Genomic DNA, 20,041 nt, shown 5'->3' on the forward strand with positions numbered 1-20,041 from the left:
TCGACGGTCTCAGTTCACAGCGGACGTCGCTTCGACATGACGCGGCAAGGTCACCCGAATACGGGTGCCGCGTTGGCTTTCGGTGTCAGCCGGGCTGTCGATGGTGATTTGTCCATAATGCTCTTCAACGATGGAATAGACCAGTGCAAGGCCCAGACCGGTACCTTCACCCGGATCCTTGGTGGTGAAGAAGGGTTCGAACAATCGATCCATGATGTTCTGTGGAATGCCGCTGCCTTCGTCCTCGACGATCAGATCGACCGTGTGCTCGAAAGCCTCGCTCTTGACCCGTACTGCGCTGCCGGCCGGCGATGCGTCGCGGGCGTTGGACAGCAGGTTGATCAGCACTTGGGCCAGGCGTTGTGAATCACCGTCGACCCAGTGTTCCGGGTCGCACAGGTTGAAGAACTGTACTTCGAAATTGCGCCGGTTCAATGCCAGCAGCCCAATGGCATCCTGGGCCACTTCGGCCAGGCACACCGCTTCGTCGTGATTCTGATGGGCGCCCGCGTGGGCAAAGCTCATCAGCGACTGCACGATGCGCGAAACACGCTTGGTCTGCTCGAGAATCTGCCCGCTGATTTCGATGATTTCGCCGTCTTCTTCGCGCTCTTCCCGCAGGTTTTGCGCGAGGCAGGCGATACCGGTGATCGGATTGCCGATTTCATGGGCCACACCCGCGGCCAGGCGCCCGATGCTGGCCAGGCGCTCGGAGTGCACCAGCTTGTCTTCGAGCATCTGGGTTTCGGTCAGGTCTTCCACCAGCAGCACCAGGCCGCTGTTGCCGGGCGCCAGTGGCTCGTCGATGGCGGCCTTGTGCAGGTTGAGCCAGCGGGTCTGGCCATCCAGCGCCAGGTGCTGTTTGTGCAAGTGTTCGTCGGGCAGGTTGATGAAGCCCTGGAGCAATTCTTTCCACGGGTCGCCAATGGTGTTCAGGCGCGAGCCCACCACACGTTGGGCGGCGATGCCGGTGAGCTCTTCCATGGCCTTGTTCCACATCAGGATCTCTTGATCCTTGGCCAGGGAGCAGACGCCCATCGGCAGTTCCTGCAACGTCTGGCGGTGATAGCGGCGCAGGGCATCGAGTTCGGCGGCAAGGCCGGTGAGGCGGGAGTGGTAATCCTCCAGCCGGCTCTCGATGAAGTGGATGTCTTCGGTCACGTAGTTTTCGCCGCCGGCCTTGTAGGGCAGGAAGGTCTCGACCATGTCCTGGGACACGCTCGGGCCCATCAGGCCGGAAAGGTTGGCTTCGATACGGTCCCGCAGGCGGCGCAGGGCATAAGGCCGGCGCTCGTCGAACGGCAGGTAGAGATCGCGCAGGGCCTGCTCGACCTCCTTTTGTGCGGCCTTGGCGCCCAGCGGCTTGGCCAATTGCGTCGCGAATTCCTGGGGTGAGGCGGCGTGCAGTTCGCGGCGTTGCGGGCGACGGACGTTGTCCACTGCGCAGGCTTCGGCGGCGCTGGTTTCTTCGGGGCTGGCGTTGGTGAACAGCGAAATCAGGGTGAACATCAGCACGTTGGCCGCCAGCGAGGCAATTGCCGCCATGTGCCAACTGGTGTCATCCAGCACGTAGATCATGTTCAGCAGCGGGATGTAGAAGCCCTGCAGGTTGCCCACCAGCGGCAGCAGCATGGTCACGGTCCATACCAGGATCCCGGCGAGCAAACCGGCGATAAAGCCTCGGCGGTTGGCGGTCGGCCAGTACAGCACCGACAGCACGCCCGGCAGGAACTGCAAGGTGGCGACGAAGGCGACAATCCCCAGGTTGGCCAGGTCCTGTTCTGCACCCAGCAACAGGTAGAAGCCATAGCCGGCCATGATGATCGCGACGATCAGGGCCCGGCGGGTCCATTTCAGCCAGCGGTAGATATTGCCTTCGGCCGGCGGCTGGTAGAGCGGCAGCACCAGGTGATTCAGCGCCATCCCCGACAGCGCCAGGGTACTGACGATGATCAGCCCGCTGGAGGCCGATAATCCGCCGACATAGGCCAGCAATGCGAGGGATTTGCTGTTGGCTGCAATACCCACGCCCAGCGTGAAGTATTCGGGATTGGTGGTGGCGCCAAGTTTCAGGCCGGCCCACAGGATCAGCGGCACCGCCAGGCTCATCAACAGCAGGAACAGCGGCAAGCCCCAGCTGGCGCTGACCAGCGAGCGCGGGTTGAGGTTTTCGGTGAAGGTCATGTGGTACATGTGCGGCATCACAATCGCCGAGGCGAAGAACACCAAAAGCAGCGTGCGCCATGGGCCTTCCTGCAACGGCGTGTGCAGTGCGGCCAGGGCGGTCTGGTTTTGCAGCAGCCACAGTTCCAGCTGTTGCGGGCCGTCGAATACGCCATACAACGCGTACAGACCGACGCCGCCGATGGCGATCAGCTTGATCACCGATTCAAACGCGATCGCAAACACCAGTCCTTCATGTTTTTCACGGGTGGCGATATGCCGTGAGCCGAAGAAAATCGTGAACAGAGTGATCAGTGCGCAGAAGCTCAATGCCACGCGGTGTTGCACCGGTTCGCGGGTGAGGATGCTGATGGAGTCGGCCACGGCCTGGATCTGCAATGCCAGCAACGGCAGCACGCCGATCAGCATGAAAATCGTGGTCAGTGCACCGGCCCAGGTACTGCGAAAACGGAACGCAAACAGGTCGGCCAGGGACGACAACTGATAGGTGCGGGTGATTTTTAGGATCGGATACAACAGCACCGGCGCCAGCAAAAACGCGCCGGACACCCCGAGATAACTGGACAGAAAGCCGTAACCGTACTGATAGGCCAGGCCCACGGTGCCATAAAACGCCCAGGCACTCGCGTACACGCCCAAGGACAAGGTGTAGGTCAATGGATGGCGAATGATCGCCCGCGGAATCATCCCGCGTTCACTGATCCAGGCTACCCCGAACAACGCGGCCAGGTAGGCGGCGCTGATCAGCAGCATCTCGGTCAGGCTAAAGCTCATCGGCATCTTTTTGGCTCTGCAGGATGAAAGTCACGACGATCAGAATCAGCCAAAGCAGATAGGGCCGGTACCAGGCGCCTGTGGCGTCGATCCACCAATCCATGATGGCGGGAGAAAACAGGTAGATCCCGACGACCAGCAGCAGGACCAATCGATAGATGTACATGTTGGCCTCTGATTGAAAAACTGCGGCGATGGTAACGGATGGCTCGCAAGCTGCAAGCGCCTTCAGCGCAATTGCGCTTCGGCCAGCGTGAGTGTGCGCGGGATCTGTGTGGCATCCCAGTGTTGAATGCCCCAATCCAGCAGTTCCCGTGGGCTGGCGTGGTGCAGTTCGTCGCCCGCCGGCTGGCCCAGGGCGCGCAGTGCTCTTAACAGCAAAGGCGTGGCCTGGTCAGTGGTCAAGGGCGGTGAGCGGTAGGATTTGCCCAGCTTGTTACCGTCCGGCTGGATGATCAACGGCACATGCAGGTAACGCGGTTGGCGCAGGCCCAGCAGTTCTTGCAGATACAGTTGGCGGGGCGTGGAGTCGAGCAGGTCGGCGCCACGCACGATGTCGGTCACACCTTGCCAGGCATCATCGAGGACTACCGCCAGTTGGTAGGCATACAGGCCGTCGCGACGGCGGATGATGAAGTCGCCTACGTCGCGACCCAGATGCTGTCGGAATTTGCCTTGTACGCGGTCGGTAAAGTGGTACTCCAACTCCGGCACTCGCAGGCGGATGGCGGCATCTTGCTGGTCATGCCCGGCATTGCGGCACAGTCCCGGATAAATCCCGGCATAGGGCTCCAGTTGCTTGCGCGAGCAGGTGCAGGCGTAGGCCAGGCCATGATTGAACAGGCGGTTGAGCACTTCAGCGTAGGCATCGTGCCGCTCGCTTTGTCGGACCAACTCCCCGTCCCATTCAAAACCATAGCGTTCCAGGGCATTCAGGATGGCGGCCTGGGCGCCGGGCTCTTCCCGTGGCGGATCGAGGTCTTCCATGCGCATCAGCCAGCGGCCTTGGTTGGCACGGGCGTCGAGGTAGGAGGCGAGGGCGGCGACCAGGGAACCGAAGTGCAGGTGTCCGCTGGGCGTGGGGGCGAAACGCCCGATATAGGAGGAGGCTGTCATGGGCCGGATATTACTGGAAAACCAGCAAACGCCAGAAACAAAAATGGGGCGTTCGCACGCCCCATTTGTCCAGCCCGGCAGTGATTACTTGCCGACCTGTTTTTCCTTGATTTCAGCCAAGGTCTTGCAGTCCACGCACAGGTCGGCGGTAGGACGCGCTTCCAGGCGGCGAATACCAATCTCGACGCCGCAGGACTCGCACCAGCCATACTCTTCGTCTTCGATGAGTTGCAGGGTCTTGTCGATCTTCTTGATCAGCTTGCGCTCGCGATCACGGGCGCGCAGTTCAAGGGCGAACTCTTCTTCCTGGCTGGCACGGTCTGCCGGGTCCGGGAAGTTGGCCGCTTCGTCCTTCATATGGTCAACGGTACGGTCAACCTCTTGCATCAAGTCCTGTTTCCACTGCTTCAGGATCTTGGAGAAGTGTTCGCGCATGGGCTTGCCCATGTATTCCTCACCCTTCGCCTCGACGTAGGGTTGGAAGCCGCTGATGCTCTGTTGCTTTGCTTGGGTGGGCATGAATGGACCGCCTCTCACTCTTCTAATCCATTGCGCAGGATTGCAACATCACCGACACCTGCCGGCCCTGCGGCTGCAAGCGGGCGAACTTACCAGATAGATTCGGGGTGCGCCACTCCCGGTTGTCGAGGCACCGTCTCCTGAGGCTTGCAAACCGCCGCAGGCCCCAGCAGGGCGGGCTTGTACGGTCTCGAATGTTGATTTTAGCTGTTTTGCAGGTAGTTGCTTGCCGTGCTTGCTACATGTCTTGGGGCAATAGAGCAGGTTTTGCGCGGCGGGTTGGGTAGAATCGGGGTTTGTCCTCAGAGTTAAGGAAGGCTAATGGCTCAGCCCTACAGTGCGCGCAGCCGCGCTATCGAACCTTTCCATGTCATGGCGTTGCTGGCGCGGGCCAATGAATTGCAGGCCGCCGGTCACGACGTGATTCACCTGGAAATCGGCGAGCCGGACTTCACCACCGCCGAGCCCATCATCAAGGCCGGGCAGGCGGCGCTGGCCAATGGCAAGACCCGCTATACCGCGGCCCGCGGGCTGCCGGAGTTGCGGCAAGCCATCAGCGGTTTCTACCAGCAGCGCTACGGGTTGAGCATCGATCCCGAGCGAATCCTGATTACACCCGGCGGCTCGGGAGCCTTGTTGCTGGCGAGCAGCCTGCTGGTGGATCCCGGCAAGCACTGGCTGCTGGCAGACCCTGGCTACCCCTGCAACCGCCACTTCCTGCGGCTGGTGGAGGGCGCGGCCCAACTGGTCCCGGTCGGCCCCGAGGTGCGTTATCAACTGACCGCCGACCTGGTGGCGCGCCATTGGGATCAGGACAGCGTGGGCGCGTTGGTCGCGTCGCCTGCCAACCCTACCGGCACCATCCTGACGCGGGACGAGTTGGCGGGGTTGTCGAGCGCCATCAAGGCGCGCAATGGGCATTTGGTGGTGGATGAGATCTACCACGGCCTGACCTACGGCACCGATGCCGCCAGCGTGCTGGAAGTTGACGATGAAGCCTTCGTTCTAAATAGTTTTTCGAAGTATTTCGGAATGACCGGCTGGCGCCTGGGCTGGCTGGTGGCGCCGCCTGCTGCGGTGGGTGAGCTGGAGAAACTGGCGCAGAATCTCTACATCAGCGCGCCGAGCATGGCCCAGCATGCGGCCCTGGCCTGCTTCACCCCGCAAACATTGAACATTCTTGAAGATCGCCGGGCCGAGTTTGGCCGGCGTCGCGACTTCCTGCTGCCAGCGTTGCGCGAGTTGGGTTTCGGTATTGCCGTGGAGCCGGAAGGCGCGTTCTACCTGTATGCCGATATCAGCGCATTCGGCGGCGATGCCTTCGCGTTCTGCCGGCACTTCCTCGAAACCGAGCACGTTGCGTTCACGCCGGGCCTGGATTTCGGCCGTTATCAAGCCGGTCACCATGTGCGCTTTGCCTACACGCAAAACCTTGATCGCCTACAGCAAGCCGTTGAACGGATTGCCCGCGGCCTGCGGAGTTGGCAAGGCTGATGCGCTTTAATCCTCCCCTTGAAGAAGGCCGGCTGATCCGCCGCTACAAGCGTTTTCTCGCCGATATCGAAACCGTTACCGGCGAGTTGTTGACCATTCACTGCCCGAACACCGGCTCGATGTTCAACTGCATGGTGGAAGGTGGCCAGGTCTGGTTCAGCCGCTCCAATGACCCCAAGCGCAAGCTGCCGGGCACCTGGGAAATCAGCGAAACCCCACAAGGGCGCCTGGCGTGTGTGAACACGGCGCGGGCCAATCAGTTGGTTGAAGAAGCGCTGCGCGCGGGGGTTATCACCGAGCTCAATGGCTTTACTGCCTTGAAACGCGAAGTCGCCTACGGCCAGGAAAACAGCCGGATCGATTTTCGCCTGGATTACCCGGCGGGCGCGGCATATGTCGAAGTCAAAAGCGTCACCCTCGGGTTTGACGGGACCTCGACGGCGGCGTTTCCCGATGCCGTGACCCAGCGCGGTGCCAAGCATCTGCGTGAGCTGGCGCATCTGGCGCGTGAGGGTGTACGGGCAGTGCAGTTGTACTGCGTCAACCTCTCGGGGATCGATGCGGTGCGTCCTGCCGAAGAAATTGATGCCGGTTACGCGGCAGCGTTGCGTGAGGCCAAGGCGGCGGGCGTCGAGGTGCTGGCCTATGGCGTACGAGTGACGTCAGAGGAAATCTGCGTCGATAGCCGGCTGGAAGTATTGCTCGGCGACTAGAGTTGTACCCACAGGCCTTGTTCATCCTCGCGGCCGGGCAGGGCTGTCAGGCTCTGGCCGGCGCAAGGGCCGGCGACGCACTCACCGCTTTCGATCAGGAACAGCGCGCCATGGGTGGCGCACTGGATCAGGCTGGCGCTGGGGTCGAGAAACTGGTGCGGCTGCCATTCCAGCGGCACCCCGCGATGTGGGCAGCGGTTGATATAGAAGTAGGCAATGCCTTCGCGGCGCACGGCAAACAGCTTGCGGCCGTCGATATCGAAACCGAGGCTGGCGTTGGGTGCGAGTTCGCTGGAGGCGCAGAGAAACTTCATATCGATCCTTAAGTGCCGCCGTTTGCGGGCTGCAAGGCTATCCTGGTTTTTGCCGCAGAGCCCGGTGCTTGACGTGCAAATGCAAACAATTATCAAATGCTGGCTTCGCCCGTAAGCTGACTGGGCGCTCTGTACGATGTCGGGCAGCCTTGATCTGTCACATTGCGAGTGTTTCAGCGGGCTCACCCCTTGGAAGGAAACCCTTTTATGCGCCTGAGTGCCAGTGCTATCGCGCTCGTTGTCGGACTGCTGGTCAACGCTGGGGCCCAGGCCTCTGAACTGCCACAACGCTGGGTCAGCGCCGGTGGTGCGTTGTCGGAATGGGTGACGGCCCTGGGCGGTGAGTCAAAGCTGGTGGGCGTGGATACCACCAGCCAGCATCCGGAATCCCTCAAGGCGTTGCCGAGCATTGGTTACCAGCGTCAGTTGTCGGCGGAAGGCATTCTGAGCCTGCGCCCGCAAATCCTGGTGGGCACCGAGGAAATGGGACCGCCACCGGTGTTGGCGCAAATCCGCAATGCCGGTGTGAAAGTGGAGCTGTTTTCAGCCGAGCCGGATCTGCCGACGCTGCAGGGCAACCTTCAGCATTTGGGCAAGCTGCTGGGTAACGAAGCGAAGGCTGCAGAACTATTCAGTGACTATCAGCAACAACTTGACCAACAAAAGAACTGGGTGGCCAAGGCCCAGGCCACTCAAAAGGCGCCTGGAGTGCTGTTGCTGCTGGGACATGCCGGCGGCAAACCGCTGATTGCGGGCAAAGACACGGCGGCTGACTGGATGTTGCAGCAGGCCGGCGGCCATAACCTGGCGACCCACGATGGTTACAAGCCGTTTTCCGTAGAGTCGCTGGCGGGGCTCAATCCTGAGGTGCTGGTGTTTGCCGATCGCGCTTTGACCGGGGATGCGGCCCGCGCCGCGTTGTTCAAGGAAAACCCGATCCTGGCTTCGACGCCAGCGGCCAAGAATGGACGCGTCTATGAGTTGGACCCAACGCTGCTGGTGGGTGGGCTTGGGCCGCGCTTGCCGCAAAGCCTGGTGAGGCTGTCTGCCGGGTTCTATCCGTCTCAGGCTAATACCGCCCCATGACCACTCTGGTTAAACCGCGAACCCTGTTTATCGGCTTGAGTCTGCTGTGTGTATTGGCGACCTGGTTGTCATTGGCCCTTGGACCGGTGAGTCTGCCGTTAATGGACACACTGCGGGCAGCCTTACGCTTGATGGGTGTGCCAATCGAGGCCCAAGGCCTGGAGCAGGCGGAGTTGATCCTCGGGCAGATTCGCCTGCCGCGTACGTTGCTGGGATTGGCCGTCGGTGGGGTTCTGGCACTTTCCGGCGTTGCAATGCAGGGGCTGTTTCGCAACCCCTTGGCTGATCCCGGGTTGGTCGGGGTTTCCAGCGGTGCGGCGTTGGGCGCGGCGATTGCGATTGTCGGTGGTTCGTTTTTTGGCGGTTTGCCGGATGCCCTCGGGCCTTATCTGCTGTCGTTGTGTGCCTTCCTCGGCGGTTTGGGGGTAACAGCGCTGGTCTATCGCCTGGGGCGGCGCAACGGCCAAACCAACGTCGCGACCATGTTGCTGGCGGGTATCGCCCTGACGGCGCTCGCCAGTTCTGCGGTGGGCCTGTTCACCTACCTGGCAGATGACGCTACCTTGCGCACCCTGACGTTCTGGAACCTGGGCAGCCTGAATGGCGCCAGCTACTCGCGCTTATGGCCGCTGCTGCTGGTCAGCGCCGGCGTAGCACTGTGGCTGCCGCGCCGGGCCAAGGCGCTGAATGCACTCCTGCTGGGTGAGTCGGAAGCCAGTCACTTGGGCATTGATGTTGAAGGCCTCAAGCGCGAACTGGTGTTCTGCACCGCGCTGGGCGTGGGCGCGGCCGTGGCGGCTGCGGGGATGATCGGCTTTGTCGGGCTGGTGGTGCCGCATCTGGTACGCCTGCTGGCGGGGCCGGATCATCGGGTGCTGCTGCCAGCCTCGGTGCTGGCGGGGGCGAGTTTGCTGTTGTTTGCCGATCTGGTGGCGCGCCTGGCCTTGGCGCCGGCGGAATTACCGATCGGCATTGTTACCGCGTTTATCGGTGCGCCGTTTTTCCTCTACCTGTTGTTACGAGGGCGCGCCTGATGCTGCGAGTAGAAGACCTGCAGATCTGCCGTGGGCGCAAAACTGTGCTGGCGGACATCACCCTGGACCTGTTGCCAGGAGAAGTGCTCGGCGTATTGGGCCCCAACGGTGCGGGAAAAAGTACATTGCTCGGTGCGTTATGCGGCGAGTTGCAGCCCGACCAAGGCCTTGTGTGGCTGGATCAGCGTGAGTTGAAAGACTGGGGCGGAGCGCAGCGTGCCCAGCGGCTGGCGGTGTTGCCGCAGACCTCGACCCTGGACTTTGCCTTTCGCGTCGAAGAGGTGGTGGGCATGGGGCGCTTGCCTCATCAGACGGGCCGGGTGCGTGACGATGAAATCATCAATGCTGCCTTGCAGGCTGCCGACGTCGGCCACTTGAGCGGGCGCAGCTATCTGGCGTTGTCGGGCGGCGAGCGGCAGCGTGTGCACCTCGCACGGGTGCTGGCGCAGCTATGGCCGGGTGAAGCGGGGCAGACCTTGTTGCTGGATGAGCCGACATCAATGCTTGACCCGCTGCACCAGCACACCACCTTGCAGGCGATCCGGCGCTTTGCCGACCGTGGCGCGGCGGTGCTGGTGATCCTCCACGACCTGAACCTGGCGGCGCGCTACTGTGATCGCATCCTGTTACTGGAGGATGGCCGGCCCCATGCGTTGGACACACCGGCACAGGTGTTGCGGCCTGAGCTGCTGAGGGCGGTATTCGGGCTGGATGTGTTGGTGCAGCCGCATCCGGAGCTCGGCCATCCGTTGATCATTGCCCGCTGAAAATCGCCGCAGTTTTTTATGGGCAAAAAAAGACCCGGCAAGAGCCGGGTCAAATAACCGTGATTAGCCTGATGAGGAGATAATCTGAGAGTCCGAACCAATGGTCTTTCAGTTATCGGCTGATCTCGCGACCAGTTGTGATAATCATAACGATTCTCATTTGAGAGTCAACATTTGTTTTTGCGGCCTCTTCGAATTTCCTCAAACTTCTGCTTGGAATCCCCGTAAACGCGGGTGCAAGTTGGCGTCTCAATTCTTTTGGCGTGCGGTCAGAGCGTCCAATTGACGATTTAAAGCTTCCTTGCGTTCAACGGGAATGTCATTCCAGTGCACATCCATCAGCGCGCCTTCAATGGCATACAACAACACTTTGGATGCCCTGAAACCGCGGGTGCGTACGGCACGGTACGCGTCGACTGCCCCCAGGCGGCGTAGGTCGGACGCACTGTGGATGCCCACCGCATGCAGCCATTGCGCCGACGTCTTGCCAAGGTTTTTCAGGTGTTGCAGCTCATCATTCATCAAGCCTCCTTGCGACGGCCGAATGGTTCGGTGGGTATCGTGACCAGGCAAGCCTGAAAGGAGTGTAGCGCTCAGTAGGAAAAGCGTAGTTCTTTGGTCGGCAACGACCTAAAAGCTTCTAAGGCAGGCGGGGGGGGGGGGGGGGGTTAGCGTAGGAAAGGGTGAAGCCCCCGGTACCTTGTGCGTAGCCGGGAGCCGATGCAGCGGTTTAGCGTGTGCGGTAGCGCAGGCGTGTGCCGAAATTGACGGACATCAGGATCTCGTCGGCGCTTAACTCAGGGGGGAAATAAGTGCCGGAGATCTGGGCGTGCGCCAGGCTCGCGCCTTCCAGTGGGCAGTCACGCAAATCCAGGCCGCGCAAGTCGGCGGAGCGGAAATAAGCGTCGGTGAAATCCACGCCATCGGCATTCAGGTCGCGCAGGTCCAGGCCGCGAAAGTCGCCACCGCGCATATCGATGGTGCCGTCTTTCGGACGCTCCTGGTTGAAGCCGCGGATATCATCTTTATGCAGAAGCGCGTACAGCGGGGTATCAAGTAGCTTCGGCTGGCTCACAATGGCGACTCCCGTGTTGGAATTATGGCGCCATTATAGTGCCACTATTTCTCGGCCGTGAGCCCCGGAAGGCTGCACGACCAAGAAATATTTCTTACAGCCCCGGCAGACGCTGGCGAATATGTGCCACCAATGCGTCCAGGGTCCCGCTTTCATTGGTCTCCACGCGCTTGCTGAGCAGCAACTCCTCGGCGCTGAGCGGGTCACGGGTGGCCTGCTGTTCTTCGATGATGGCCAGGGTGGCGTCGGAAGGGTCGTTCTTGTCCGCCTGACGTTGTGCCAGCCAAGCGGCGATTACCGCCTGTGGCGCATTGCAGTCAAGGATCAGGAATGGCGCGCCGGTGGCCTCGGCGATCTTGGCCGCCGCGTCGCGTTGTTCTCGCTTGAGGAAGGTCGCGTCCAATACCACCGGGAAACCGGCGCGCAGTACGGTGTCGGCGATTTCGTTCAGGCGCGCGTAGGTCGCGGCGCTGGCGTCTGCGGCGTAGATCCCGGCCTGCGGCGTGTTCTCGACCTTCTGCTCGCCGAACAGGCGCTTGCGCTCTACGTCCGAACGCAGCCGAATCGCCCCCAATGCTTCTACGAGGCGCATGGATACATGGCTTTTGCCAACGGCCGATACCCCATGGGTGATGGCCAGGAAGCGCGATGGGATGGTGCTGTAGCTTTCTGCCAGGTTGGCGTAGTTGCGGTACTGGCGCAGGGTGGTAGCGCGCTGCACCGCATCCGCCTCGGAAGGCATGCTGAACAGCGCGATCTTCGCGCGTACCAGGGCGCGGTAGGCTTTATAGAAGTTCAGTACTTCCAGGCCTTGATAGTCGCCGGTCAGCTCCAGGTACTGGCTGATGAAGCGTCGTGCCAGGCTCTTGAGGCCGCGGTCTTCCAGGTCCATCGCCAAAAAGCCGGTGTCGGCATACACGTCGGTGAAGCGGAACGGCTCGTTGAACTCGATGCAGTCGAAGATGACCACGTGGCCATCAATCATCGTGGCGTTGCCCAGGTGGATATCACCGTGGCATTCGCGGGTGAAGCCATTGAGCTTGCGTTGTTCAAACAGCGGCTTGAGACGCTCGAAACTGCTTTCGGCCCAGGCCTGCAAGGCGTCCAGTTGTGCCAGGTCGGCCTTGTCGCTGAGGAACGGACGGATCTGCTCGAAGTTCTGCAGCACCGGTGCCATGACATCGTGCGGCGTGCCAGCAGAGTTAGTGGCCGGCACTTTCGGGGCATTCAGGTGAAAATGCGCGATCTGCCTGGCCATTTCGTCGATGTGTGCGCTGGTCAGTTCGCCGTTGGCCTGCAGAGTGCTGAGCAGTTGGCTTTGCGGGAACTGGCGCATTTTCAGCATGTAGTCGACCACCGGACCGTCGCCGCCCAGCTGCGGTGCCTCGGCGCTACCGGTGATCGGCAACACTTCAAGATACAAATCATCGGTCAGGCGCTGGTTGAGGCGCAGCTCTTCATTGCAGAAGTGTCCGCGGGCTTGCAGGGTGGTGAAATCGAGGAAACCGAAATTCACCGGCTTCTTCATCTTGTAAGCATAGGGCCCAGTGAGCAGGACCCAGGAAATATGGGTCTCGATGACTTGGAACTGATCCACCGGATGGGGAAACAGGGCCGGGTTTTGCAGGGCAGCAATCAGGGACTGGCTCACGGGCGATCCTTCAGAGTCTGGGAAAATTCATGGCGGGCATTATGGCTCCTACAGGCGGTCGTGCAAACCGCTGTCCGGCTCATGTTGGTCATCAATAAAGTGCGTATAATCCGCCGCCATGACTCGTACCCGATCTCCCCGTTCCCGTAAAAAACCTCCTTCCCGCGGCCTGCGCCCTTGGCTGGGCTGGGCGCTTAAGCTCAGCCTGGTAGGGCTTGTCGTGATCGCCGGCTTCGCGGTTTACCTCGATGCCGTGGTCCAGGAGAAGTTCTCCGGCAAGCGCTGGACCATTCCGGCCAAGGTCTACGCGCGCCCGCTGGAACTGTTCAGCGGCCAGAAGCTGAGCAAGGATGACTTCCTCACCGAGCTCGATGCCCTGGGCTATCGCCGCGAACCCGTGAGCAATGGCCCCGGCGCCGCTGCCGTCAGCGGCAACACGGTTGACCTGAACACCCGCGGCTTCCAGTTCTATGAAGGCCTGGAAAAACCCCAGCCGGTGCGCGTGCGTTTCTCTGGCGACTACGTAGCCGAACTGTCCTCGCTCAACGGCTCGAAGTTGCCGGTGGTGCGCCTGGAACCCTTAATGATCGGTGGGATTTATCCGAAAAACCTGGAAGACCGCATCCTGATCAAGATCGATCAGGTGCCGCCTTACCTGCTGGATACCCTGATCGCCGTCGAAGACCGGGATTTCTACAGCCACTGGGGCGTATCACCGAAGTCCATCGCGCGCGCCCTCTGGGTCAACACCTCCGGCGGCAAGATGACCCAGGGCGGCAGTACGCTGACGCAGCAATTGGTCAAGAACTTCTACCTGACCAACGAGCGCAGCCTGACCCGCAAGCTGACCGAAGCCATGATGGCGATGCTGCTGGAGCTGCACTACAGCAAGCAGGAAATTCTTGAGGCGTACCTCAATGAAGTATTCGTTGGCCAGGACGGTCAGCGTGCCGTCCACGGTTTTGGTCTGGCCAGCCAGTTCTTCTTCGGCCAGCCGTTGTCCGAGCTGAAGTTGCACCAGGTGGCGCTGCTGGTGGGCATGGTCAAGGGGCCGTCCTACTACAACCCGCGTCGCAACCCGGAGCGGGCGCTGGAGCGCCGTAACCTGGTGCTGGATGTACTTGAGCAGCAAGGTGTCGCCACCCCTGAACAAGTGGCCGCCGCAAAGAAAATGCCACTGGGTGTAACCACCCGCGGCAAGCTCGCCGACAGCTCCTTCCCGGGCTTTATCGACCTGGTCAAACGCCAACTGCGTGAAGACTACCGCGACGAAGACTTGACCGAAGAAGGCCTGCGGATCTTCACCAGTTTCGACCCGATCCTGCAGATGAAGGCCGAAGCGTCGGTCAATGACACCTTCAAACGCCTGACAGGTCGTAAAGGCTCTGACGACGTCGAGGCTGCGATGGTGGTGACCAACCCGGAAACCGGTGAAGTCCAGGCCATGATCGGCAGTCGCCAGGCCAGCTTTGCCGGGTTCAACCGGGCGCTGGACGCGGTGCGGCCGATTGGCTCGCTGGTCAAGCCGGCGGTGTACCTGACCGCGCTGGAAAAACCGAGCAAGTACACGCTGACCAGTTGGCTGTCCGATGACCCGCTGTCGGTCAAAGGGGCTGATGGCCAGATGTGGACGCCGCATAACTTTGATCGTCGCTCCCACGGTACGATTTTCCTGTACCAGGGCTTGGCGCATTCCTACAACATCTCGACTTCCCGCCTCGGCCTTGAACTGGGCGTGCCGAACGTGCTCAAGACGCTCGGCCGGTTGGGCATCACACGTGAGTTCCCGGCGTTCCCATCGATGCTGTTGGGTGCGGGTGCGATGAGCCCGATGGAAGTGGCGACCATGTACCAGACCCTGGCCAACGGTGGCTTCAATACGCCGATGCGTGGGATCCGGAGCGTGTTGACGGCCGAAGGCGAACCGCTCAAGCGTTATCCGTTCCAGATTCAGCAACGCTTTGACCCGGCCTCGATCTACCTCATCCAGAACGCCATGCAGCGCGTGATGCGCGAAGGTACCGGACGCTCGGCCTACAACGTGCTGCCGGCCAACCTGACACTGGCCGGCAAGAGCGGTACCAGTAACGATTCGCGGGACAGCTGGTTCGCAGGGTTCAGCCAGGACCTGCTGGCAGTGGTTTGGCTGGGGCGTGATGACAACGGCAAGACGCCGTTTACCGGTGCCACCGGCGCGTTGCAGGTATGGACCAGTTTCATGAAAAAGGCCGATCCACTGCCGCTGAACATGCCGCAGCCGGACAATATCGTCCAGGCCTGGATCGATCCGCACACCGGCCAGGGTTCCGATGCCAACTGTCCGGGCGCGGTGCAGATGCCGTATATTCGCGGCAGCGAGCCACCACCCGGTGCAGCGTGCGGAGCCAGTGCGCCCGCCAGTGCTGAATCGGTGATGGATTGGGTCAAGGGCTGGATGAATTAAGCAAAGAGGGTTTCACGTGAACAAGTTGTTGATTCCAGCTATTACAGTTTTGGCATTGCTCGGTGGTTGCGCCAGCGTGGAGCGGGGCTCTATTCCGGTGGTGGACTCCAGTACAACGGTGTCCAACAACGACCGGATCTCGGCCAACGGCGGCTTCCGCCAAACCGTTACCAACCGCCCTGCCCAGGCCCGGCCCCAGGCGCAAGCCGTGCCTCAGGACTCTGGTGTAGTGGTGATGATCCCGGGTGGCGGTGCTGCCACCTCGGCTCCGATCAGTACTCACCCGTGGACCCCAGGCCCAAGTACATCGGGCCCGATCGACGCCACGCCGATTCAAACGGCACCGATCAACCAGGGCACCTACAACATGCCGTCGACGCCGAGTGGAATTCCTTCCGCCAGCAGTGCCGGCGGCCTGTCAGCCGATGAGCAGTTGGATGGCCCGGTGCTGGCGTTGCTCACCACTGCCCAACAGCAGCAGTCGGGCGGCGATCTGAACGGCGCATCGTCGAGCCTTGAGCGCGCCCAGCGCGTGGCACCGCGTGAACCGCAAGTGCTATACCGCCTGGCTCAGGTTCGCATGGCCCAGGGCGATGCCCCGCAAGCTGAACAATTTGCCCGTCGCGGCCTGACCCTGGCCAATGGCCGTCCAGACCTGCAGGCCAGCCTGTGGAACTTGATCGGTGATGCCCGCGAGAAGCAAGGCGATGCTGCCGGCGCCGCTCAGGCTCGGCAAAAAGCCAAGGTAAGCCTCTGATGGATGCACGCTTTCCGGCGATTGCCGAACAGTTGTTGTTGATCGAGCGCGAACTGCGCTTGCAGGGCTGGTGGGACGAAGTGTCCCCCAGTGCTGAAGCCTTGAGCAGTGTTGAGCCGTTTTCCGTCGACACCCTGGACTTTCACCAGTGGCTGCAATGGATTTTCCTGACACGGATGAAGCAAATCCTCGAACAGGACCTGCCATTGCCCAATGCGTCGGGGATTCTGGAGATGGCCGAGATGGTTTACGCCGATCGGCCACTTGAGAGCCTTGGCCTGCGGACTGCGCTGAAAAAGTTCGATCAACTGATCGTCGACGCTCGTTAATTGCCTGGCTGCCGGTTTTTCCGGCAGTCTTGCGCATATTTCTACCGCTTTGCGCCATTCAGGCGAGTTTTATCCCTCCTCAAGCCCCTTTCTTCTACGTTCTCATGCGCTTAGTTGGAAAAAAGCGCAATTATTGCTTGACTTGGAGGGGCTGAAACAGAAGAATCCAAAGTCCGCTGTAGAGGGACTGCCAGAAGCAGACCCACTCAGCAGATCATGAGGCGCATACCCGCGCCGACCTGTTACACCCGCAACGCGTTACCTCGCGCTGGGTGGGAAAATCCCGCAACACTTGGGACGCTCCCAATACTTGCTCAGTCAGTGCTGACGTAGTCGGCGACCACCGTCGCTCATGCTCTGCTGAGAAGTAAACCTATTAAGACCCGTCGGTTTTTAACGGACGGTATTCTGGCGTTTTAGAGGTGAACAACGTGGAGCTTTTATCTGGCGGTGAGATGCTCGTCCGCTTTTTGCGTGACGAAGGCGTCGACTATATCTACGGGTACCCAGGTGGTGCTCTGCTGCATGTCTACGACGCACTGTTCAAGGAACCGGCTGTTACCCACATCCTGGTTCGCCACGAACAAGCTGCTACCCATATGGCTGACGGTTACGCCCGTGCCACCGGTAAAGCCGGTGTGGTACTGGTGACTTCCGGCCCTGGCGCGACCAATGCCATTACCGGCATCGCGACGGCCTATATGGACTCCATCCCGATGGTGATCATTTCCGGCCAGGTGGCGAGCACCATGGTCGGTACCGATGCATTCCAGGAAACCGACATGATCGGTATTTCCCGGCCGATCGTGAAACACAGCTTCATGATCAAGCATGCCTCGGAAATCCCGGAAGTCATGAAGAAGGCGTTCTACCTCGCACAGTCCGGTCGCCCGGGTCCTGTGGTGGTCGATATCCCGAAAGACATGACCAACCCGGCGGAAAAATTCGAATACATCTTCCCGAAGAAAGCCAAGCTGCGTTCCTACAGCCCGGCCGTTCGCGGGCACTCGGGGCAAATCCGCAAGGCGGCAGAAATGCTGGTGGCGGCCAAGCGTCCGGTGCTCTATTCGGGTGGTGGGGTGATTCTGGGCGGCGGTTCTGCACCGCTGACCGAACTGGCCAAGCTGCTCAACCTGCCAGTCACCAACACCTTGATGGGCCTCGGCGCGTTCCCGGGTTCGGACCGTCAGTTCGTCGGCATGCTCGGCATGCACGGCAGCTACACCGCCAACCTGGCCATGCACCATGCTGACGTGATCCTCGCCGTCGGTGCGCGGTTCGATGACCGGGTGATCAATGGCGCGAGCAAGTTCTGCCCGAATGCCAAGATCATCCACATCGATATCGACCCGGCATCCATCTCCAAGACCATCAAGGCCGACGTGCCTATCGTTGGTCCTGTGGAAAGCGTGCTGACCGAAATGGTCGCTGCGCTGAAGGAAATCGGCGAAGCCCCGAACAAGGATTCCGTTGCCAGCTGGTGGAAGCAGATCGACGAGTGGCGCGGTGATCGTGGCCTGTTCCCTTACGACAAGGGTGATGGCAGCGTCATCAAGCCACAGACCGTGATCGAAACCCTGTGCGAAGTGACCAAGGGCGATGCCTTTGTGACCTCCGATGTGGGCCAGCACCAGATGTTCGCGGCGCAGTACTACAAGTTCGACAAGCCTAACCGCTGGATCAACTCCGGTGGCCTGGGCACGATGGGCTTTGGTTTCCCTGCGGCCATGGGTGTGAAGCTGAGCTTTCCGGATACTGACGTTGCGTGCGTCACCGGCGAAGGCAGTATCCAGATGAACATCCAGGAACTGTCGACCTGCCTGCAATATGGCTTGCCGGTGAAGATCGTCTGCCTGAACAACGGTGTACTGGGCATGGTTCGCCAGTGGCAGGACATGAGCTACGGCAGCCGTCACTCCCATTCCTACATGGAGTCTCTGCCTGACTTCGTCAAATTGGTTGAAGCCTATGGCCATGTCGGCATGCGCATCACCGATCTGAAGGATTTGAAGCCGATGATGGAAGAGGCGTTCGCCATGAAGGACCGCCTGGTGTTCCTCGATATTCAGGTCGACACCAGCGAGCACGTCTACCCGATGCAGATCAAAGACGGCTCCATGCGCGATATGTGGCTGAACAAGACGGAGCGTACCTAATCATGCGGCACATTATCTCCCTGCTTCTGGAGAACGAACCGGGCGCTCTGTCACGTGTGGTCGGACTGTTTTCGCAACGCAACTACAACATCGAAAGCCTTACGGTGGCGCCGACCGAAGACCCGACCTTGTCGCGTCTGACGTTGACCACCGTTGGCCATGATGAGGTGATCGAGCAGATCACCAAGAACCTCAACAAGCTGATCGAAGTGGTCAAGCTGGTCGACTTGTCGGAGAGTGCCCACATCGAGCGTGAGCTGATGCTGGTCAAGGTCAAGGCTACGGGTGCACAACGGGCCGAGATCAAGCGCACTACCGACATTTATCGCGGGCAGATCGTCGATGTGAGCGCCAGCGTTTATACCGTTCAACTGACCGGTACAAGCGACAAGCTGGACAGCTTCATCCAGTCGATCGGGACGGCCTCGATTCTGGAAACTGTACGCAGTGGCGTCACCGGGATTGCTCGTGGCGACAAAGTACTCAGCATCTAACTCAAATTTAGCGAATGGCCTTAAACGGCCTGGATATATAGAGGAACCTCATGAAAGTTTATTACGATAAAGATTGTGACCTGTCGATCATCCAGGGCAAAAAAGTCGCCATCATCGGCTACGGTTCCCAGGGCCACGCCCAAGCGTGCAACCTGAAAGATTCCGGCGTTGACGTGACCGTTGGCCTGCGCAAAGGCTCGGCCACTGTTGCCAAGGCTGAAGCCCACGGCCTGAAAGTGACTGACGTTGCTTCTGCTGTTGCTGCTGCCGACCTGGTCATGATCCTGACCCCGGACGAGTTCCAGTCCGCGCTGTACAAGAACGAAATCGAGCCGAACATCAAGAAGGGCGCCACCCTGGCCTTCTCCCACGGCTTCGCGATCCACTACAACCAGGTTGTGCCGCGCGCCGACCTCGACGTGATCATGATCGCGCCGAAAGCACCGGGCCACACCGTGCGCTCCGAGTTCGTCAAAGGCGGCGGTATCCCTGACCTGATCGCGATCTACCAGGACGCCTCGGGCAACGCCAAGAACGTTGCACTGTCCTACGCTGCTGGCGTGGGTGGCGGTCGTACCGGCATCATCGAAACCACCTTCAAGGACGAGACTGAAACCGACCTGTTCGGCGAACAAGCCGTTCTGTGCGGCGGTACCGTTGAGCTGGTCAAAGCCGGTTTCGAAACCCTGGTTGAAGCTGGCTACGCGCCGGAAATGGCTTATTTCGAATGCCTGCACGAACTGAAGCTGATCGTTGACCTCATGTACGAAGGCGGTATCGCCAACATGAACTACTCGATCTCCAACAACGCCGAATACGGCGAGTACGTGACTGGCCCGGAAGTGATCAACGCCGAGTCCCGTCAGGCCATGCGCAACGCCCTGAAACGTATTCAGGACGGCGAATACGCCAAAATGTTCATCAGCGAAGGTGCAACCGGCTACCCTTCGATGACCGCCAAGCGTCGTAACAACGCCGCTCACGGTATCGAGATCATCGGCGAGCAACTGCGCTCCATGATGCCGTGGATCGGTGCCAACAAGATCGTCGACAAAGCCAAAAACTAAGTCGTACGGATCAAGGGAAAACGCGGCTTAGGCCGCGTTTTTTCGTTTGCGGGGCAGGTTCTGGTATA

At 60.4% G+C, this 20,041-nt stretch carries 19 protein-coding genes; 11 read left to right on the forward strand and 8 right to left on the reverse strand.

Features of this window, described 5'->3' with window-relative positions; all coding sequences use genetic code 11:
* Nucleotides 1-9: 9 nt before the first annotated feature.
* The 4 genes from C0058_RS04130 to dksA all read right to left on the reverse strand — a co-directional run bounded on the left by C0058_RS04130 (nucleotide 10) and on the right by dksA (nucleotide 4,593).
* The gene (locus C0058_RS04130) at nucleotides 10-2,964 is read right to left on the reverse strand and encodes a sensor histidine kinase (protein WP_023659379.1); all 2,955 of its coding nucleotides are present in this window, start codon (nucleotides 2,962-2,964) and stop codon (nucleotides 10-12) included.
* Nucleotides 2,948-3,124, reverse strand: a complete 177-nt coding sequence (locus C0058_RS04135; RefSeq protein WP_003176118.1) for a hypothetical protein — start codon at nucleotides 3,122-3,124, stop codon at nucleotides 2,948-2,950. Before C0058_RS04135 ends, C0058_RS04130 begins: the two co-directional genes overlap by 17 nt.
* A gap of 62 nt (nucleotides 3,125-3,186) precedes the next feature.
* Nucleotides 3,187-4,074, reverse strand: coding sequence for a tRNA glutamyl-Q(34) synthetase GluQRS (gene gluQRS, locus C0058_RS04140; RefSeq protein ID WP_102368086.1), 888 nt, complete (start codon nucleotides 4,072-4,074; stop codon nucleotides 3,187-3,189).
* Between the two features lie 84 nt (nucleotides 4,075-4,158).
* The gene (gene dksA, locus C0058_RS04145; protein ID WP_003212154.1) at nucleotides 4,159-4,593 is read right to left on the reverse strand and encodes an RNA polymerase-binding protein DksA; all 435 of its coding nucleotides are present in this window, start codon (nucleotides 4,591-4,593) and stop codon (nucleotides 4,159-4,161) included.
* 321 nt (nucleotides 4,594-4,914) lie between these two features.
* Between dksA and C0058_RS04150 the strand changes: the two genes are divergently transcribed.
* Together C0058_RS04150 and sfsA are read left to right on the forward strand one after the other, a co-directional pair.
* Entirely contained in the window at nucleotides 4,915-6,087 is a 1,173-nt protein-coding gene (locus C0058_RS04150) for a pyridoxal phosphate-dependent aminotransferase (RefSeq protein WP_008436881.1), read from the forward strand.
* The gene (sfsA, locus tag C0058_RS04155; RefSeq protein ID WP_102368087.1) at nucleotides 6,087-6,800 is read left to right on the forward strand and encodes a DNA/RNA nuclease SfsA; all 714 of its coding nucleotides are present in this window, start codon (nucleotides 6,087-6,089) and stop codon (nucleotides 6,798-6,800) included. Before C0058_RS04150 ends, sfsA begins: the two co-directional genes overlap by 1 nt.
* Here sfsA and C0058_RS04160 read toward each other — a convergent pair.
* The gene (locus tag C0058_RS04160; RefSeq protein ID WP_003212149.1) at nucleotides 6,797-7,114 is read right to left on the reverse strand and encodes a Rieske (2Fe-2S) protein; all 318 of its coding nucleotides are present in this window, start codon (nucleotides 7,112-7,114) and stop codon (nucleotides 6,797-6,799) included. The genes sfsA and C0058_RS04160 overlap by 4 nt on opposite strands.
* A 207-nt stretch (nucleotides 7,115-7,321) precedes the next feature.
* Between C0058_RS04160 and C0058_RS04165 the strand changes: the two genes are divergently transcribed.
* Genes C0058_RS04165 through C0058_RS04175 form a run of 3 tightly spaced genes read left to right on the forward strand, consistent with a single transcriptional unit; the run spans nucleotide 7,322 to nucleotide 10,001 of the window.
* Entirely contained in the window at nucleotides 7,322-8,200 is an 879-nt protein-coding gene (locus C0058_RS04165) for a hemin ABC transporter substrate-binding protein (protein WP_102368088.1), read from the forward strand.
* The gene (locus tag C0058_RS04170; protein ID WP_102368089.1) at nucleotides 8,197-9,234 is read left to right on the forward strand and encodes an iron ABC transporter permease; all 1,038 of its coding nucleotides are present in this window, start codon (nucleotides 8,197-8,199) and stop codon (nucleotides 9,232-9,234) included. Before C0058_RS04165 ends, C0058_RS04170 begins: the two co-directional genes overlap by 4 nt.
* Nucleotides 9,234-10,001: a heme ABC transporter ATP-binding protein gene (locus tag C0058_RS04175; RefSeq protein WP_102368090.1), complete on the forward strand. Its 768-nt coding sequence runs from the start codon at nucleotides 9,234-9,236 to the stop codon at nucleotides 9,999-10,001. The genes C0058_RS04170 and C0058_RS04175 overlap by 1 nt, the downstream gene beginning before the upstream one ends.
* A 249-nt stretch (nucleotides 10,002-10,250) precedes the next feature.
* Here the strand turns inward: C0058_RS04175 and C0058_RS04180 are convergent, their stop codons facing one another.
* The 3 genes from C0058_RS04180 to C0058_RS04190 all read right to left on the reverse strand — a co-directional run bounded on the left by C0058_RS04180 (nucleotide 10,251) and on the right by C0058_RS04190 (nucleotide 12,727).
* Nucleotides 10,251-10,523 (reverse strand): TfoX/Sxy family protein, encoded by a 273-nt coding sequence (locus C0058_RS04180; protein ID WP_003212140.1) that lies wholly within the window; start codon nucleotides 10,521-10,523, stop codon nucleotides 10,251-10,253.
* A gap of 208 nt (nucleotides 10,524-10,731) precedes the next feature.
* On the reverse strand, nucleotides 10,732-11,076 hold the full coding sequence (locus C0058_RS04185) for a pentapeptide repeat-containing protein (protein ID WP_003212138.1): 345 nt from the start codon (nucleotides 11,074-11,076) through the stop codon (nucleotides 10,732-10,734).
* A gap of 94 nt (nucleotides 11,077-11,170) precedes the next feature.
* Nucleotides 11,171-12,727 (reverse strand): bifunctional aminoglycoside phosphotransferase/ATP-binding protein, encoded by a 1,557-nt coding sequence (locus tag C0058_RS04190; RefSeq protein ID WP_003212136.1) that lies wholly within the window; start codon nucleotides 12,725-12,727, stop codon nucleotides 11,171-11,173.
* Nucleotides 12,728-12,845: 118 nt separating this feature from the next.
* Here C0058_RS04190 and mrcB point away from each other — a divergent pair, with 118 nt between their 5' ends.
* The 6 genes from mrcB to ilvC all read left to right on the forward strand — a co-directional run bounded on the left by mrcB (nucleotide 12,846) and on the right by ilvC (nucleotide 19,973).
* Nucleotides 12,846-15,170: a penicillin-binding protein 1B gene (gene mrcB / locus C0058_RS04195; protein ID WP_003212132.1), complete on the forward strand. Its 2,325-nt coding sequence runs from the start codon at nucleotides 12,846-12,848 to the stop codon at nucleotides 15,168-15,170.
* Between the two features lie 16 nt (nucleotides 15,171-15,186).
* Complete coding sequence (locus C0058_RS04200; protein ID WP_102368091.1) at nucleotides 15,187-15,927, forward strand: M48 family metallopeptidase; 741 nt, start codon at nucleotides 15,187-15,189, stop codon at nucleotides 15,925-15,927.
* Nucleotides 15,927-16,256, forward strand: a complete 330-nt coding sequence (locus C0058_RS04205) for a YqcC family protein (RefSeq protein WP_003212129.1) — start codon at nucleotides 15,927-15,929, stop codon at nucleotides 16,254-16,256. Before C0058_RS04200 ends, C0058_RS04205 begins: the two co-directional genes overlap by 1 nt.
* A gap of 431 nt (nucleotides 16,257-16,687) precedes the next feature.
* Nucleotides 16,688-18,412: an acetolactate synthase 3 large subunit gene (locus C0058_RS04210; protein ID WP_102370221.1), complete on the forward strand. Its 1,725-nt coding sequence runs from the start codon at nucleotides 16,688-16,690 to the stop codon at nucleotides 18,410-18,412.
* A 2-nt stretch (nucleotides 18,413-18,414) separates the two neighbouring features.
* On the forward strand, nucleotides 18,415-18,906 hold the full coding sequence (ilvN, locus tag C0058_RS04215) for an acetolactate synthase small subunit (RefSeq protein ID WP_003176102.1): 492 nt from the start codon (nucleotides 18,415-18,417) through the stop codon (nucleotides 18,904-18,906).
* A 50-nt stretch (nucleotides 18,907-18,956) separates the two neighbouring features.
* Nucleotides 18,957-19,973 (forward strand): ketol-acid reductoisomerase, encoded by a 1,017-nt coding sequence (gene ilvC / locus C0058_RS04220; RefSeq protein ID WP_003212125.1) that lies wholly within the window; start codon nucleotides 18,957-18,959, stop codon nucleotides 19,971-19,973.
* Nucleotides 19,974-20,041 lie beyond the last annotated feature (68 nt).

It is taken from the genome of Pseudomonas sp. NC02 (genome assembly GCF_002874965.1).
In the GTDB taxonomy this organism is placed as follows: Bacteria; Pseudomonadota; Gammaproteobacteria; order Pseudomonadales; family Pseudomonadaceae; genus Aquipseudomonas.